This window comes from Microcoleus sp. B3-A4 (assembly GCF_036705385.1).
Taxonomy (GTDB): Bacteria; Cyanobacteriota; Cyanobacteriia; order Cyanobacteriales; family Microcoleaceae; genus Microcoleus.
Genome location: NZ_JAUBUI010000024.1, coordinates 16385 through 32198, shown reverse-complemented (window position 1 = coordinate 32198; position 15814 = coordinate 16385). Strand labels below are relative to the sequence as shown.

Annotated in this window: 9 protein-coding genes; 4 read left to right on the top strand and 5 right to left on the bottom strand. The window is 45.9% G+C overall.

Translation table 11 applies throughout. The annotated features are described in order from the left end of the window. On the top strand, positions 1-2850 hold a 2850-nt coding region (locus QUB33_RS12440; RefSeq protein ID WP_333350778.1), incomplete at its 5' end, for an Ig-like domain-containing protein. A gap of 253 nt (positions 2851-3103) precedes the next feature. On the opposite strand, the gene QUB33_RS12435 is transcribed toward QUB33_RS12440, so the two are convergent. From QUB33_RS12435 to QUB33_RS12420, 4 genes are all read right to left on the bottom strand, one after another. Continuing rightward, positions 3104-3808, bottom strand: coding sequence for a rhomboid family intramembrane serine protease (locus QUB33_RS12435; protein WP_190732580.1), 705 nt, complete (start codon positions 3806-3808; stop codon positions 3104-3106). Between the two features lie 457 nt (positions 3809-4265). Next, positions 4266-5363, bottom strand: coding sequence for a DJ-1/PfpI/YhbO family deglycase/protease (locus QUB33_RS12430; RefSeq protein WP_333350775.1), 1098 nt, complete (start codon positions 5361-5363; stop codon positions 4266-4268). A 137-nt stretch (positions 5364-5500) separates the two neighbouring features. Beyond that, positions 5501-6259, bottom strand: coding sequence for an SDR family oxidoreductase (locus QUB33_RS12425; protein ID WP_333350773.1), 759 nt, complete (start codon positions 6257-6259; stop codon positions 5501-5503). A gap of 258 nt (positions 6260-6517) precedes the next feature. Continuing rightward, the gene (locus QUB33_RS12420; protein ID WP_333350771.1) at positions 6518-10765 is read right to left on the bottom strand and encodes a PAS domain S-box protein; all 4248 of its coding nucleotides are present in this window, start codon (positions 10763-10765) and stop codon (positions 6518-6520) included. A gap of 245 nt (positions 10766-11010) precedes the next feature. Here QUB33_RS12420 and QUB33_RS12415 point away from each other — a divergent pair, with 245 nt between their 5' ends. The 3 genes from QUB33_RS12415 (at position 11011) to tatC (ending at position 15354) form a co-directional block, all read left to right on the top strand. Continuing rightward, positions 11011-13185, top strand: a complete 2175-nt coding sequence (locus tag QUB33_RS12415; RefSeq protein ID WP_333350769.1) for an EAL domain-containing protein — start codon at positions 11011-11013, stop codon at positions 13183-13185. Positions 13186-13363: 178 nt separating this feature from the next. Beyond that, positions 13364-14308, top strand: a complete 945-nt coding sequence (locus QUB33_RS12410; protein ID WP_333350766.1) for an NAD(P)-dependent alcohol dehydrogenase — start codon at positions 13364-13366, stop codon at positions 14306-14308. 200 nt (positions 14309-14508) lie between these two features. Further along, the gene (gene tatC / locus QUB33_RS12405; protein WP_333350764.1) at positions 14509-15354 is read left to right on the top strand and encodes a twin-arginine translocase subunit TatC; all 846 of its coding nucleotides are present in this window, start codon (positions 14509-14511) and stop codon (positions 15352-15354) included. Positions 15355-15470: 116 nt separating this feature from the next. On the opposite strand, the gene QUB33_RS12400 is transcribed toward tatC, so the two are convergent. Next, a complete protein-coding gene (locus tag QUB33_RS12400) occupies positions 15471-15779 on the bottom strand; it encodes a carbon dioxide-concentrating mechanism protein CcmK (protein ID WP_006631236.1) in 309 nt (102 codons plus the stop codon). Positions 15780-15814: the final 35 nt, after the last annotated feature.

Here is a 15814-nt window from a genome sequence, read left to right as displayed (position 1 = left end):
GGGATGACGGGGACTTCTCCAGGGATGACGGGGACTTCTCCAGGGATGACGGGGACTTCTCCAGGGATGACGGGGACTTCTCCAGGGATGACGGGGACGGGCCCGGACATTTCGATCTCCCCGGTGCCGCGGCCACCTGTGACAGTTCCCACGCCTCCCCCAGAGCCACTTTTTGTCGATGGCGTAGTTGTCGCGAATGATGGCAATAACTATTTAATCGGCAGCTTATTCAATGACACAATTTCCGGGCGTGCCGGCGACGACACGCTTATGAGTCGGGACGGAGACGATCTACTCAGGGGCGAAGACGGTAACGATTCTCTCAACGGTGGCGCTGGTAAAGATATCGTTGAGGGCGGGCGTGGCAATGACACGGCGCGGGGTGGCAAAGGCGATGACTTGGTTTCTGGCGACCAAGGCGATGACCTAGCTTTTGGCGACCAGGGCAACGATCTTGTCTTGGGTGCTGAAGGCAACGACTCGCTGTACGGCGGTAAAGGCAATGACTGTCTGCGCGGTGGTGGCGAGGACGACCTGATTTTTGGCGACAAGGGCAATGACAGTGTTTTTGGCGACACGGGTAACGATTGCCTAATAGGCGCTGGGGGCAATGATATTTTGTTGGGCCAGGAGGGCGGGGATGTCATCACCGGCGGTGTTGGTAACGATACTGGTGACGGCGGCGAGGGTGATGACCTGCTCTTCGGGGGCGACGGCAATGATTCTTTGTCTGGAGATGCTGGGGATGATATTCTTTCGGGCGATCGCGGATTGGATACTCTCACAGGAGGCGACGGATCGGATATCTTTGTTCTCGGTAGGGTGGGCACGTCGGCTGGCAGCAACGGGTTTCTCACTACTGGGGGCCGCGAAATCGGCGATGCTGATGTAATTAGAGATTTTAATCCGGGAGATTTGATCGGTCTGGCTGGAGGTCTGAACTTTACAGAGTTAGAAATTTTCCAGGGCCAAGGCTCGAATTCTAGCAACACGATTATTAGGGACAGGCGAACTGGGGAATTTTTGGCGGTGTTGATTGATGTTCGATCGACCTCGCTAGATGAATCTCGATTCACTACAGCTCAAATACCGCGCGTAAACGACAATCCCTTCACCATTGAGGGGACAACTGCCTCTCCGGCACCCTCACCCGGGACAACTGCCTCTCCGGCACCATCACCCGGGACAACTGCCTCTCCGGCACCATCACCCGGGACAACTGCTTCTCCGGCACCATCACCCGGAACCACTGCTTCTCCGGCACCATCACCCGGAACCACTGCTTCTCCGGCACCATCACCCGGAACCACTGCTTCTCCGGCACCATCACCCGGAACCACTGCTTCTCCCGCACCGAGTCCAGCTCCAGCACCGAGTCCAACTCCGGAACCGGCTCCGAGTCCAACTCCATCACCAGGGACAACACCGAGTCCAACTCCATCACCATCACCGGGGACAACCACGAGTCCCACAACAGGGACATTGCCGACACAGGTTCCGGGTACGAGTCCGAGTCTGACTCCAACAACGGGGACAACCCCAAGTCCGAGTCCTTCGATCGTCCCCACTCCAACGGCGGCGACCCCAACTCCTCCACCTTTGGGCGGGGGGCCGACTCCGCCGAGTTTTACATCTCCGACTCCTAACCAGCCGCCGATCGTGGAAGCTGGCAAGACGGTGACTGGTTTGCAGAATTTGCCTCTGTCTCTGAGCATTTCGGCGCCCAGCGACCCGGAGGGCCAGCCGCTGTCGATCGCGGTAGTCGGACTTCCCAATCCTACTTTTGGTCAGGTAATTACGGGTACAAACCCCCTCAGCGTGAACCAAAAGTTAACCGTTCAGGATTTACTTGGGCTGAAATTTCAACCTGGAACAAACGCGATCGGGTCAGCCGGTTCTTTCAGCTACAGCGTAGCTGACGACCAAGGCGGCACGGCAGCAGCGTCAGTCGCAATTAACATCAATTCTTTCGATACCTCTGTAACTGTTCCAACTACCCTGTCGCCGATTGCTGTCAATGACGGCCTCGTATTTACGAGTACGAATAATTCGCAGCCCACTTTCATCGACGTGCTGGCCAACGATTCCAGCCCGCAACCAGGATCGCTCAACATTATCAATGTCAGCACACCGCAACTGGGGATAGCTGTAAATCTTGTCTCTCAAGTGCAATTCATCCCCGGCAACGTAGCGGGTACAACTGCTTTCACCTACAGCGTCAGCGACGGATTGGGGACAACTCCGGGCGTGGGTACTATCACCGTTCAAATCTTGCCGGCTGATAGCGGGCCTAACAATTTGGTTGGGGGTTCTTTGCCGGACAATTTGGACGGTTTGGCGGGCAGCGATACTATTGATGGTCAAGGCGGCAACGATACGATTAACGGCGGTTTGGATAACGACGTGCTCGTAGGGGGCCTCGGCGCAGATACCATGACAGGGGGCGGTGGCAGCAATCAATTCCGCTATACCAGCCCTGCACAAGGTGGGCCAGTCTTTGATGCGGCTTCTTCGGCTGCAATCGATGCTGCGATCGCGGCGGGCGGATACGATGTGATTACTGATTTTAACGGTCTCGGTGTGCCGATCGCCGATCAGTTTAATTTTGCCCCAGGATTCGCCAATCTCAGCAATGGCAGTCAAGTTCTGCTGAATGTGCAGACAACTGTTTCTGCAAATATTCTGGGAGGAACTGCTTTCTTGTTTGCTTACGATTCCGGCGGCAATACTTACATCATTTATGACGGCAATGGCAATAACGTCGCCGGTGCTGATTCTCGCATTTTGGCGAAGTTAAATGGTGTAACTGGGGTTTCTTCTCTTTCGGGATTTGACTTCACGTTTATCTAAAAAGATAAGAGGTTTGAAACCGCAGATTAACGCAGATAAACGCCGATTTTGTTGGCAGTTTATCTGCGTTTATTTTTATTTATCTTGTGTAAAATGTTAAATGTGATTCTCTTCAGGAAAATTCGCAACAAAGGGCAAATTATAGAACCGAAGTTTGAGAAAAATCAGAGGTTTGAAACCGCATAAAAATGCAGATAAATGCCATTGTTGGGGACTTTATCTGCATTTATTTTGCTTCATCAAGGGTGAAAAATTAAATCTGATTTTCTTCAGAAAACAATCCCAGCAAAGGGCCGAGAATAGCGCCGAAAACAAAGCCGCCGGCGTGGGCCCAGTAGGCAACTCCCCCGGATTCCATGCCGACACTTGCCGGGGCATTCAACGAAGCCAGGCCACTCAATGCTTGCTGTGCAAACCAAAATCCTAGAAAGAAGAAAGCGGGGACTCTGACGGTGGTAAAAAAGATTCCCAGGGGAAGCAGTGTCAGAACTCTGGCTTGGGGATATCTGAGAATGTAAGCTCCCATCACGCCTGCGATCGCGCCGCTAGCACCTAGGGACGGAATGGCAGATGCTGAGGAAAAAAACCACTGAGTTAGTGATGCTAAAACGCCGCAAGTAAGGTAAAATATTATAAATTTGACGTGCCCTAAACGGTCTTCTACGTTGTTGCCAAAAATCCACAAAAATAACATATTTCCGGCAATGTGGAGAAAGCCTGCGTGCAGGAATTGGGAGCTAATTAGTGTTGTCCATTCGGGAAATGGCGAAGCAGGCAGGGCAACCCGACACATATTGCTTAACTGGCAAGGAATTACGGCCCAAGAGTAGAAGAATTGGGTTAATTGTCGATCGCCCAAACTGAGTTCGTACAAAAATACTAATATGTTTGCCGCAACCAGCCCGTAGGTGACGTAGGGAGTGATAGTAATGGGATTTTCATCGCGTAAGGGAACCACAGCCTTCTTTTCCTCATCAAAATATTGGCAACAGAGTAGCGCATTTATAGCCTAGGTGTCTCCTGTCTAAAGGAAGAGGCAAGAAGGCAATCGATTTTAGATTTTAGATTTTAGATTTTAGATTTTAGAATTGAAGAAAGCGACTTGACGGATGAATCCGGGGGCTGGTTATCGGATACTATATTTTTTATTTCTGCACGCATGAATCCGGGGGCTGGTACCGCCCCCGGGTGCCGCAAGCTTGTTTCAAAGCCGCCGTATTCCACTGAAACAAAAATAAAACCCATTTAATAAAACCCTCCACCTTGCAGTTAGTTGAATATCTGCTTTTTAGTGTTGGGTTTTATTTTACCGGAAAGGCGTATATTGTAGGATTGCAGAGCAAGTTTGTAGCTGCGATATGGGTGCGGGTTTTCACCTCTGGACAAAACTACAAACTTATTTATCCCCTTGCTGATTACATTTTTACAGCGGGGCTAGTCGAAGGTTTAGGCGACTTAATTTCCTGGGAAACTGCACGGTCGCGGTAGAGTTTAGCAACGACTTGCTCACACTTGGACAAATCCGATTCTATCTCTGTCAAAATGGCAGTTGATACGGGATCTGTGAACTTCACCCGCAGGTTGTTGACATCGACAACACCGGTTTGCAACTCACCTAGAGTGCTCCGCAGCAAAAAGGTTTCATCCGTTCCTTGCATCGAAGCTTTTAATTTAGCGTATTTGTCAGCAATTTGGGCAGGAATTGAGGGTTTTTCACCGAAATCGTTGAGGCGTTTTTCGAGAGCGAGGATGTGGTTCTGTTTGTTTTGAATCATTTCTCTCAAGAGCGATCGCAAATCGCTGTCTTGGGTTTTTTCCGCATAATTTTGAAACGCTTCGCAAGCATAGCGTTCCCCTGCGAGGGCGGTATTCAAACCTTTAACAATGTCGCCTTGTGTAGAACCTCCCCAACCATTAGCTAATTTCCACCATTCTGCATTTGTGTCACTTTCTTCTGGCAAACCGACTGCTTTTCCGCCGTAACCGAGGCGAGCCAGAATTGCCGTGGTAAATATTGCTAAATCTCCCGGTTGGCGGGAAGTGATCAAGTTGCCGTCAACTACTAAAGCTTCGTTAATGTAGTTAGCCCCGGCATTAATCATGTCTGTTTTAATTGCCAAGAAACCCGTCGCATTTTTGCCTTTCAGCAAGTCGGCTTCAATCAAAACTTGCGGGCCGTGACAAACAGCAGCGACGATTTTTCCTTGCTCAAAGGCTTCTCGTACAAAACGTACTGTATTGGGATTAGTCCGCATCATATCGGGAGCCATACCGCCGGGAATTATCACTGCATCGAATTCTGCGGGTACTGCTTCAGTGGTAGTCCCGTCAGCCTGCTGGGCAACTTTTCCTTGTTTCCCTGCATACTTTTCGTTTGTCCGCGAACCGAGGACAACTACTTCAAATCCTGCTTGTTTTAAGGCGTTGTAAGGAACTAAAAATTCCGAATCTTCTACTCCATTTTCGATGAGTATGGCAACTCGTTTGGTGTTGGTGCCGTTATCTGTTGTCATAATCAACTTTCCTCAGACTATCTTTTTATCTAACGCTAAGTGATTGATGGAGTTTTTAGCGTCTTGCTAAAGTGATAAATGAGTTAGTTTTAAAAGGTGTCAGCGTGAGCCTTGAGAGGTATTTTACAGTAATTGTCTCAATGCACGTAAGAAGCTCCATTAATGTCGATCGTAGTCCCGGTAGCGTGTGCAGCTAAACCCGACGCTAAAAACGCGATAACATTGGCAACCTCTTGAGGAGGAGCGATTTTGCCGATCGGGATATCGCGAATAATATCAGCTTCACCGAACTCCTGAATAAACTGATTAGACATTTCTGTACTGACAAATCCCGGTGCAACTGTAAATGCCAAAATATTATCAGCCGCAAAACCTCTAGCAATGCTGCGAGTTAAAGCAACAATAGCACCTTTAGAAGCGGCGTAGTGCAGATAATTCGGGTCATCGCCGCGAAAAGCAGCGCGACTTGCTATATTAATAATTGTACCTACTCTGCGAGTTTGAAAATGCAGAATAGATTCCCGGCACAAATCGGCAACGGCAACTAAATTTACTTGTAGAGTTTGCTGCCAAGCTGAAGACCAAATATCGAATTTGTCCTCTATACCCGCTGACTGCATAATCCCCGCATTATTAACTAAAATATCAATATGACCGCGCCATTTTAAAGCATCTCGCCACAAAGTCGAAGCCGCGTTTGCCACCATCAAATCTGCTGCCAATAAATAACAGCGATCGCGCGCAACACTTGCTGCTACCGCTTCCGCTTCTTTCTGACTGCGAAAGTAATGCAAAATCACCTCGGCTCCAGCATTAACCAGAGTCCGCACCGTCACTGCACCAATCCCTTTCGAGCCACCAGTTACTAAAATTACCTTCCCGGTTAAATCAATCATTTATCTATCTCTTTTCTATTTCTCTGCCCCCTCAGCACCCTCTGCATTTAATAAAAAGAATAAATCTCCTTCCCATACGAAATATAATTGCTATATGATACAGCACATTTCATCTAATGTGTATGCCATTTCCTCAAGCTGATGGATATCTGCAATAGACTTATCCAAAAACTTCCAAATCCTTTCCCCTGTTGGTTTCTATTGGAAATATAGCCACTGCTTACAGCACTGTAGATTTTTTGTCCTTAAACTCGATAACTACAGTGGATTCGGCAGCAAAGGTCGAATCAGCTCCATAATTCGATCGGAATTAAAATTATTGATATACTCGGTTAGTGCTTGGGACAAACTTGCTTTGGATTCTGGAATTTGTACAATTAATTCATTCATAACTTCAGTATCGAGATAGTAAGCGGCTTGATACATTTGTTCTAACCACTGAGGGGACATGATGGATAGATCTTCTCCAGACACCGTTTCAACTAATTGTTTTTGTGGAGTTTGTTCTACGACTTCGTAGATATATTGCACTGGCAAATATTTAGCGATTTTGTCAAAGATGTCTCTCTGCTGAAATGGCTTGCTTATAAAGTCGTTAAAGCCAGCCATAACAACTTTCTCTCGCTCTTCTTCAAAAATACTGGCAGTTAAAGCAATAATGACAGTTTCTTGGCTCTGAGGGCGTTCTCTAATATATTTACTAGCTGTGTAGCCATCCACGATCGGCATTCGCAAATCCATCAGAATCAGGTGCGGCCGCCAACTCTCCCACAGCGACAGTGCCTCCCCTCCCTCTTTTGCTTCTCTCACCTCAAAACCAACCGAGGTAAGGAACTCGACTAACAAGCGACGATTTTCTTCTAAATCTTCAACAATAAGAATGCGGTAAGTCGGTTGTCCGGGAGCTAAACCAATTACTCTTTGATTACTTGATTCTGGGGGTAAGGAGTCTGCTTGAGGTAACTGTACAGGAATCTCAAACGAAAAAGTGCTACCTCGGTGCAAAGTGCTTTTAACGCGAATTTGACCGCCCATGAGTTTGACGAGTTTTTGACTGATGGCTAAACCAAGCCCACTACCTTGACTCAAATTATTCCCAGCTTGGGCTTGCACAAATACCTTAAATAGGCTATCAATTTCTGTGGGGGCAATTCCCACGCCTGTATCTTCAACTTCAAAACATAGGTGACAGGATGTTGTGTCTCTTTGTCTTGCTCTTACCCGTAGGGTGACGCTTCCTTTGTTGGTAAACTTAATCGCATTACCGAGGAGATTGACGAAGACTTGGTAGAGTTTTTTATTGTCGCTATGCACAAATCTAGGAATGTCGGGAGCTATATCGAAAATTAGTTGCAATTCTTTAGATTGGACTTTAACTTGGAACATTTCTTCAATAGAAGCCAGCAAATTTGTCAAATCAAAGTCAGAAAGATTGAGGGTCATCCGTCCGCTCTCTATTTTGGATAAATCTAAAATATCGTTAATCAAGTCCAATAAATGTCTACCGCTACGATTGACAATTTGTAAACGTTCTTGCAGAGAAGGAGTCAGACTTCTATCATAGCTCATCAATTGCGTGAATCCCAAAATTGAGTTGAGGGGGGTGCGGAGTTCATGGGTCATGTTGGCGAGGAAGACAGTCTTGGCTTGGTTTGCTTCATTTGCGTGGTGAAATTCCAACTCAGCTTGTTTGCGATCGCTAATGTCAATTAAATATCCCAACATTTCTACAGGTTTACCTGAATTATCTCGAATTAGCCTAAGCTGACTGAGCATCCAGCGATAAACCCCATCGGAGCGACGAAAACGGTATTCGTGGAAATAAAAATCATTAATGAATACATTTGGTAAGCCATTAAGCACTGGTTCTACATCATCGGGGTGTAAGTGATTCACCCAAAATTTAGGATCTTCTAAGAACTCGCTGCTTTCGTAGCCCAATACATCTTTGATATTTTCGCTGATGAACGTTGCTGCATAATCGCCAGCAGGTTGACTGCTATAAATGACAACGGGGCTGTAGTTTAGAAGAAAGTTGAGGCGATTTGTGGTAGCTTGCAAGGCTTGCTCAGCAAGTTTTAGCTCTGTTGCGTCTTCTTGAACGGCAACATATACAGTTCCGTATTCAGGATGCTCAAACCTGGATGTATGAACTCTGCACCAAAAGAGAGTTCCATCTTTCTTTCTATTGTGGACTTCATATTTCGCTTCGCCGATCTGTTCAATTTGAGTGACGATATCTAGAACGGTTACATCTGGTGTAAAATTTGTATCGACATAATTCAAGACACCAACGGGTTGACCTGCGAGTTCGCCCTCTGTGTAGCCAAACATAGCGTCAAATTTGGGATTGGTGTAGACGATCGTGAGTTCTGAGGCTTTGATTAAACACACTCCACCTGCCATGTTATTCATAATAACACTCTGAAGTTCTAGCGCCTTTTGAGCTTCTTTTCGAGCGGTAATGTCTTGGATTTGAGCAATAAAATGCAGTGGATTTCCCTGTCCATCTTGTACTAGCGAGCCATCAAGAAGAATCCAAATTATATGTCCTTGTTTATGGAAATACCGTTTTTCCAGTTGGTAAGTTGAAATTGTTCCTGCTAATAGTTGATTGGCATAACTAAGATCCGCATCTAAATCGTCAGGATGGGTAATGTCTTGGAAAGTTAAGGCTAACAACTCTTCTGATGAGTAGCCAATAATCTGACATAAGGCAGGATTGACTTTAATCCAGTGCCCATCAAGTGAAACGATCGCCATCCCGATAGAGGCATCTTCAAAGGCATGGCGAAACTGCTCTTCACTGTTTCGTAAAGCCATCTCAATTTGTTGGCGATTTATTTCAGCTCGTTTGCGATCGGTGATGTCGCGTTTAATTACAGAACACCCAGTAATTCTGCCTGTTGTGTCCTTCAGAGGTGATATGGTACAAGATATGTGGATAAGCTGTCCATCTTTGCGAACACGCACGGTTTCATAGTTTTCAACCGTTCCTCCTTGTCGAATCGTTTCTAGGATTTGCTGTTCTTCGTAGGTAAGATTGGAGGGAATTAGAATGACAATCGATTGTCCTATGATTTCTTCAGCCTTGTAGCCAAAGATTTTTTCTGCTGCATTGTTCCAGGTTAAAATGATGCCGTCTAATGACTTGCTAATAACTGCCTCACCAGAGTATTCCACAATCGCTGCCATGTGAGCCAGTGATGCTTCTACTTGTTTGCGATCGCTAATATCGCGCAGAATAACAGTAAATACCGTTTCGTCTCCCATTTCCAGCCTAGAAATAGAGGCTTCAGCCGGAAACTGCGTTCCATCTTGACGACGAGCCAAAATCTCGCCTCGTTCTCCCATCCTTCGCGCTCTGGTAGAAGACTGTGCAAATTTTTTGATATGCTGCGGATGTGCATCTCTAAACTGTTCTGGCAGCAGTAAATTCAGTGGCTTCCCTAAAATATCCTCAATTTTATAGCCAAACATCTTTTCTGCCCCTTGATTAAACAGAGTAATGCGTTGAGTGCGATCGACTGAAATAATTGCATCACTGGCGATTTCTAGAATTCCCGCAAAACGAGCCTGCGATTTTTGTAAAGCATCTGTTCGTTCAGCCACAAGAACTTCTAAATTTTCGTTAAGTTTTTTAATTTCTTTTTCGGCTTGTTGGCGTTTGTAATCTATCTGGTTCAAAAAGCGAGCCGTCCCCAAGATGAGAATTGAGAATGTGACAACCATAACAGTTGAACGCAATGTATAGCCAAAATTAGCGTTATACCAGCCTAAATTTTGCGCCTGAAGAGTGAACCAGTTCAGTGTCACTGGAAAAATTGTCCCCCAAGGCAGCAACCACCGAACCATTACTCCGCCGACCAGGCGACTGCTTACTACTTGCATTAATCCTTCGTTGGGGCGGAGCAATAAAATTCCTCCATAGAGGATGAAAAAGGTGGCGATCGTGTTTACGGGTTGAGTCGTCGTAATTGTGACCAACCGTTCAAGAATATCGACCTTGAATAGGTGTCCAAATAAAGCTAGTAGAGAAATTAAAGTTGCAACACTACTAAAAATTTGAGCCAACCAAGTATCCCGTTGGGAGTTTTGCCCTAACAGTAACAGTGCTAGTCCCATCAGCACAAAATTTACGGCGGTATTTACTCCCATTCTTCCCGGATAAGGAGTCGCTGAAGACACGAAATCTGGGAAAAGCCACTCATCAATACCCAGCTTCCAACCAAAAATATACTGGCTCAGCGTCAACAGACCCATGATGATTATGAATCCTGCCATCCCTTGAGCGATGCGATTGGGCAGTCGGGTTCTTTGGTACTGCAACAATCTCAAAGACACTCCAGCCAGCAAAAAGCAAATTGCCGCGTTTGCTTTCATGGTCGAAGTCATACCGGGAAAACCGCTTTTGAGTAGGGAGATGTCAAATTGCCAACCAAGCAGCACGAGACATCCGATCGCAATGACGAGTAGGCTTGCCATTTGAGAAATGCGCTTGTTCATAAATCGGCTGCTTGGGTTGAAACAATCTTCTTCTGATGTTAGGCGAAGCCCAGAAGGGCAACCACGGGGGGACTGCCCCTAACCAAACTATTCAGATTTTGTGGGGCTGCGCCCCCTTGCCAGCCCCATATCTCCGGGATCGCAGGACTTCTTTGTGGATAAAGTGACCTTTTTAACCCAGTAATTCAACTATACTGTTTGTGCATATGTTTATATTCCTCTAGCAGGAAACTAGGGAAATCAGTATGATTGTCGATAGAACTAGCGATAAGATTAGCGATCGAGCTACAAACTACCGAGGCAATATTTTAATTGTTGACGATCTACCTGATAACCTGCGCCTTCTCAGGGATACTTTGAGGCAAGAGCGTTATAAAGTTCGCAGTGCTATAACAGGGGCTATGGCGATCAGAGCCGCCCAATCGCCATCGACGGAGTTAATATTACTAGACATTAAATTGCCTGATATTGATGGTTATGAAGTTTGCCGACAATTAAAATCTGATGAGCGCACTGCCGACATTCCAATAATTTTTTTGAGTGCGCTAAATGAAACATTTAATAAGGTGCAAGGGCTTGCTGTTGGAGGGGTAGATTATATTGCTAAGCCATTTCAAGTCGAAGAAGTATTAGCTCGTGTCGAAACCCACCTAACGATCCGAAGACTGCAACAAAAACTCCAAAATCAAAATTTACTTCTCGTGAGAGAAATTGAAGAACGGCAACGTCTCGAAGAGTCTCTATTTGCCGAAAAGGAATTGGCTCAAGTGACACTGCAATCCATTGGCGATGCGGTCATTACTACTGATGCCCAAGGTAATGTGACATATTTCAATCCTATAGCTGAGCGACTGACAGGCTGGAAAACTCATGAGGTTAAAGGAGTGCCTTTCTCTACAGTTTTCCTAATTGTCGATCAAGTAACGCGAGAGCCAGTAGAGAATCCCATAAACCAGGCTCTATTAGAGGAGGTAATTGTGACCTTAGCTAACAATACTATTCTGATTGCCGATGATGGAACCGAGTATCCCATTGCTGACTCGGCAGCACCTATTCGAGACCGCCAAGGTCAAATTATCGGGGCAGTAATCGTCTTTCATGATATTACTGAATCGCGCTATCTCACCCGTCAACTATCTTGGGAAGCCAGTCACGATGCCCTAACGGGGTTAATCAACCGTCGAAGATTTGAGGAGCACCTAGTTGAGGCGATCGCCTCTGTTAAAGAGAGCAATCACCAGCACGCTCTCTGTTATTTAGATTTAGATCAGTTCAAAGTCGTTAATGATACCGTAGGTCATATTGCTGGCGATGAGCTACTGCGCCAAATCACCGGACTTATTCAACAGGGAGTCCGTGCTAATGACACACTGGCTCGCTTGGGAGGTGATGAATTTGGTCTTTTGCTCACTCAATGCCCACTATCTCAAGCAACTCAGATTGCGGAAAACCTCAAAGACTTAGTGCATCAATTTCGGTTTATTTGGAATGGCAACACCTTTATCATCGGAGTCAGCATTGGAGTTGTGGCCATTGACCACACCACCCAAAATTTGATGGAGCTTCTGGGAGCGGCTGATGCAGCTTGTTATGCCGCCAAAGCCAGAGGGCGAAACTGTGTTCATATTTATCGTCTAGATGATAGCGAACTAATTAAACAACGTGGTGAGAGGCAGTTGATTTCCCAAATCAGCCGAGCGCTGGAAACCAATCGTTTTTGTCTCTACTACCAAAAGATTGTCTCTATTACCTCTAAACCATTAGTAGAGCATTATGAAATTTTGATCAGAATGCTGGACGAAAATGGAAAATTAGTATCTCCAAATCTGTTTATTCCCGCCGCCGAGCGTTACGGCTTGATAACTGATATCGATTGTTGGGTTATCGAAACTTTTTTCTCTAATTATCACAAATTACCGGAGAAAGATGTTCTTAGTCAAGGCTTGTATACGATCAATCTTTCTGGGTCTAGCATTAGTAACAATCAGTTTATGAGGTTTTTAATCGAACAATTTTCTCGCTACCAAGTCCCGCCACAAAGCATTGGTTTTGAAATCACGGAAACCGCAGCGATTGCGAATTTTGAACAAGCCAGATATTTCATGAGCGAACTCAAAAAGATTGGCTGTTGCTTTGCTTTAGATGATTTTGGCAGTGGGTTGAGTTCCTTTGCGTATCTGATAAATTTACCAGTGGATTATCTAAAAATAGATGGCGCTTTTGTCAAGAATATTAGTCATAATTTGATTTCTCAAGCGCTGGTTGAAGGCTTTAATCGTATTGCCCATGCGATGAATCTTGAAACTATAGCTGAGTTTGTCGAAGACGAGACTATCTTAGAAAAATTGCGGGAGATTGGAGTAGATTATGCTCAGGGTTATGGGATAGCCCGCCCTGTTCCTATTAACTTTAATCCCTAGTCGATCGCACTGGGCCAGCGAACCCATGGCCTCACGCCTGCCCATTGTCTGGAGGCCTCCAAGAGTCGATCGCCCGATGCTACAAGGCTGGCTCAATTTACTGTGTCACATTTAGATCGAATGTGCTGTAATTGTAAAGGATTGAGTGTTCTATTGGAAATAAACCGGAAAATTTGCCATGAAAGCAGTTGCGTTCGATCGCTACGGTTCAGCCGAGGAATTGCAATACCGAGAGTTGGAAAAGCCGATCGCCAAATCCAACGAATTGTTAGTGCGAATTCGCGCTAGCAGCGTCAATCCCGTAGACTGGAAAATCCGGAAAGGACACCTGCAACTATTAACAGGATATAACTTTCCTCGAATAGTCGGTTCTGACATCTCTGGAGTTGTCGTGGAAGTCGGCCGGGAAGTCACCAAATTTCAACCCGGAGATGAAGTTTATACTTTCTTAAATCCCATCAATGGGGGTGCTTGCGCCGAATACGCGGCTGTGCCAGAATCGGATGCAGCAATTAAACCGAAAAACATCACTCATGCAGAAGCCGCAGCAGTACCGATCGCAGGTTTAACTGCTTTGCAATCTCTCAGGGATTTCGGTCAAATTCAAGCAGGAAACAAAGTATTGATTAACGGCGCTTCCGGTGGAGTCGGCACTTTTGCCGTGCAAGTTGCGAAAGCAATGAATGCGGAAGTAACGGGAGTTTGCAGTGCAAAAAATAGAGAATTGGTCAAGAGTTTGGGAGCCGATTTTGTTCTCGATTACGCGGAAGTTGACTTTACTCAACAAAGCGATAAATATGATATAATTTTAGATGCTGTCGGGACAAGAACATTTGGTGAATGCGAAAAAGTGCTGCAACCAGAGGGAGTTTATATCTCGACTTTGCCGAGTTTCGACAACCTCGCACCGATGTTAACGAGCTGGTTGATATCGGGCAAAAAAGCTAAATTTATTTTAGCTAATGCCAACCCCAGCGATTTAGGCGCTTTGCGGGAATTAATAGAATCCGAGAAAGTTGAGCCGATTGTCGATCGCACTTACAGCTTACAAGAAGTAGCAGCAGCCCACGCTTACAGCGAAACCGGCCGCGCGATCGGCAAAATTGCGATCGTGATTGAATAATGAAGGCACGACACGGATTTTGACACCGCTACACTGATTAATGATCGAGCGTTCATTCTGCTGCTGAAGTCAGAATGAAGAATGAAGAATGAAGTCGGAGCAATTATGAAATAACTATTCTCAATTACCAATTTTCAATTACCAATTTTCAATTAGCCATTCCCTCTTCCCAATTACCCCTTACCAATTACCAATTTCCTATGACTGCTCCCTCAAACTTGGAGACACCCGAACAAGGTTCCGACAACAACCTCGAAGCAATTAGCCAGGAAAATAGCATTGCACCAATCGCAGGCGGTGCGATGGGTTCTCGCAACTTAGAAAACGAATTTCTAGACGAACTTCCCGACGAAGTTGAAATGTCTTTATTCGACCATTTAGAAGAATTGCGACAGCGACTTTTTTACTCGCTAATTGCAGTAGTAATCGCTGTAATCGGTTGCTTTTTAACAGTTAAACCGATCGTGCAACTGCTAGAAGTACCGGCCGGACCCGTCAAGTTTCTGCAACTAGCTCCGGGCGAGTATTTCTTTGTTTCTATCGAAGTAGCCGGATACAGCGGTTTGCTCATCGCCAGTCCGTTTATTTTTTACCAGATAGCGCTGTTTGTTCTTCCCGGCTTGACTCGCAAAGAACGCAGGTTGCTGGGGCCGGTGTTTTTCGGTTCGAGTTTCCTATTTTTGGGCGGTTTAGTATTTGCTTACATCGCTCTGATTCCGGCGGCGCTCAACTTCTTTGTTAGCTATGGAGCCGACGTTGTAGAGCAGTTGTGGTCGATCGACAAATACTTTAAATTTGTACTGCTGTTAATGTTCAGCACCGGCTTAGCTTTTCAAATCCCGATCGTCCAAGTATTGCTCGGCGTTTTAGGGATAGTTTCTTCCAACCAAATGCTCTCCGGCTGGCGGTATGTAGTTTTGGGAGCGGCAGTTTTGGGAGCGGTGTTAACGCCTTCTACTGACCCTTTAACGCAAAGTCTTTTAGGAGGTGCGGTGCTGAGCTTGTATTTTGGCGGGGTTGGTTTGGTAAAGCTTTTAGGGCGCTAAAAACTCCACAGAAAGATCGATAGACTGGCCACAAAAAAATATAGAGACGCGATCGCCCGCGCCTCTATAATTACTAAAAGTTAAAATTCAACACCAAAGTTTTGTCAAAACTTTGACTACATTCGGAACTGTTCTACTTCGGGAGTATAGCCGATCGGCAAAACGTAATCCAGATTCTCGTGGGGACGAGCAATTATGTGATACGATAGCAACTTTCCGCCATCGACCTTTTTAACTGATTCAATTCCAGCAGCAACGGCTGCTTGCACTTCAGAAACATCTCCTCGCACTATAATTGTCCAGTAGGCGCGGGTTATTTTCTCATAGCGAACTAAAGTAACACGGGCTGCTTTCACCATTGAGTCCGCAACTTCTACTGCAGCGGGAAATCCTAAGACTTCAACCATTCCCAGTGCAACACCCATTACAACATTCTCCTAAATTTCACAAGATATCTGAC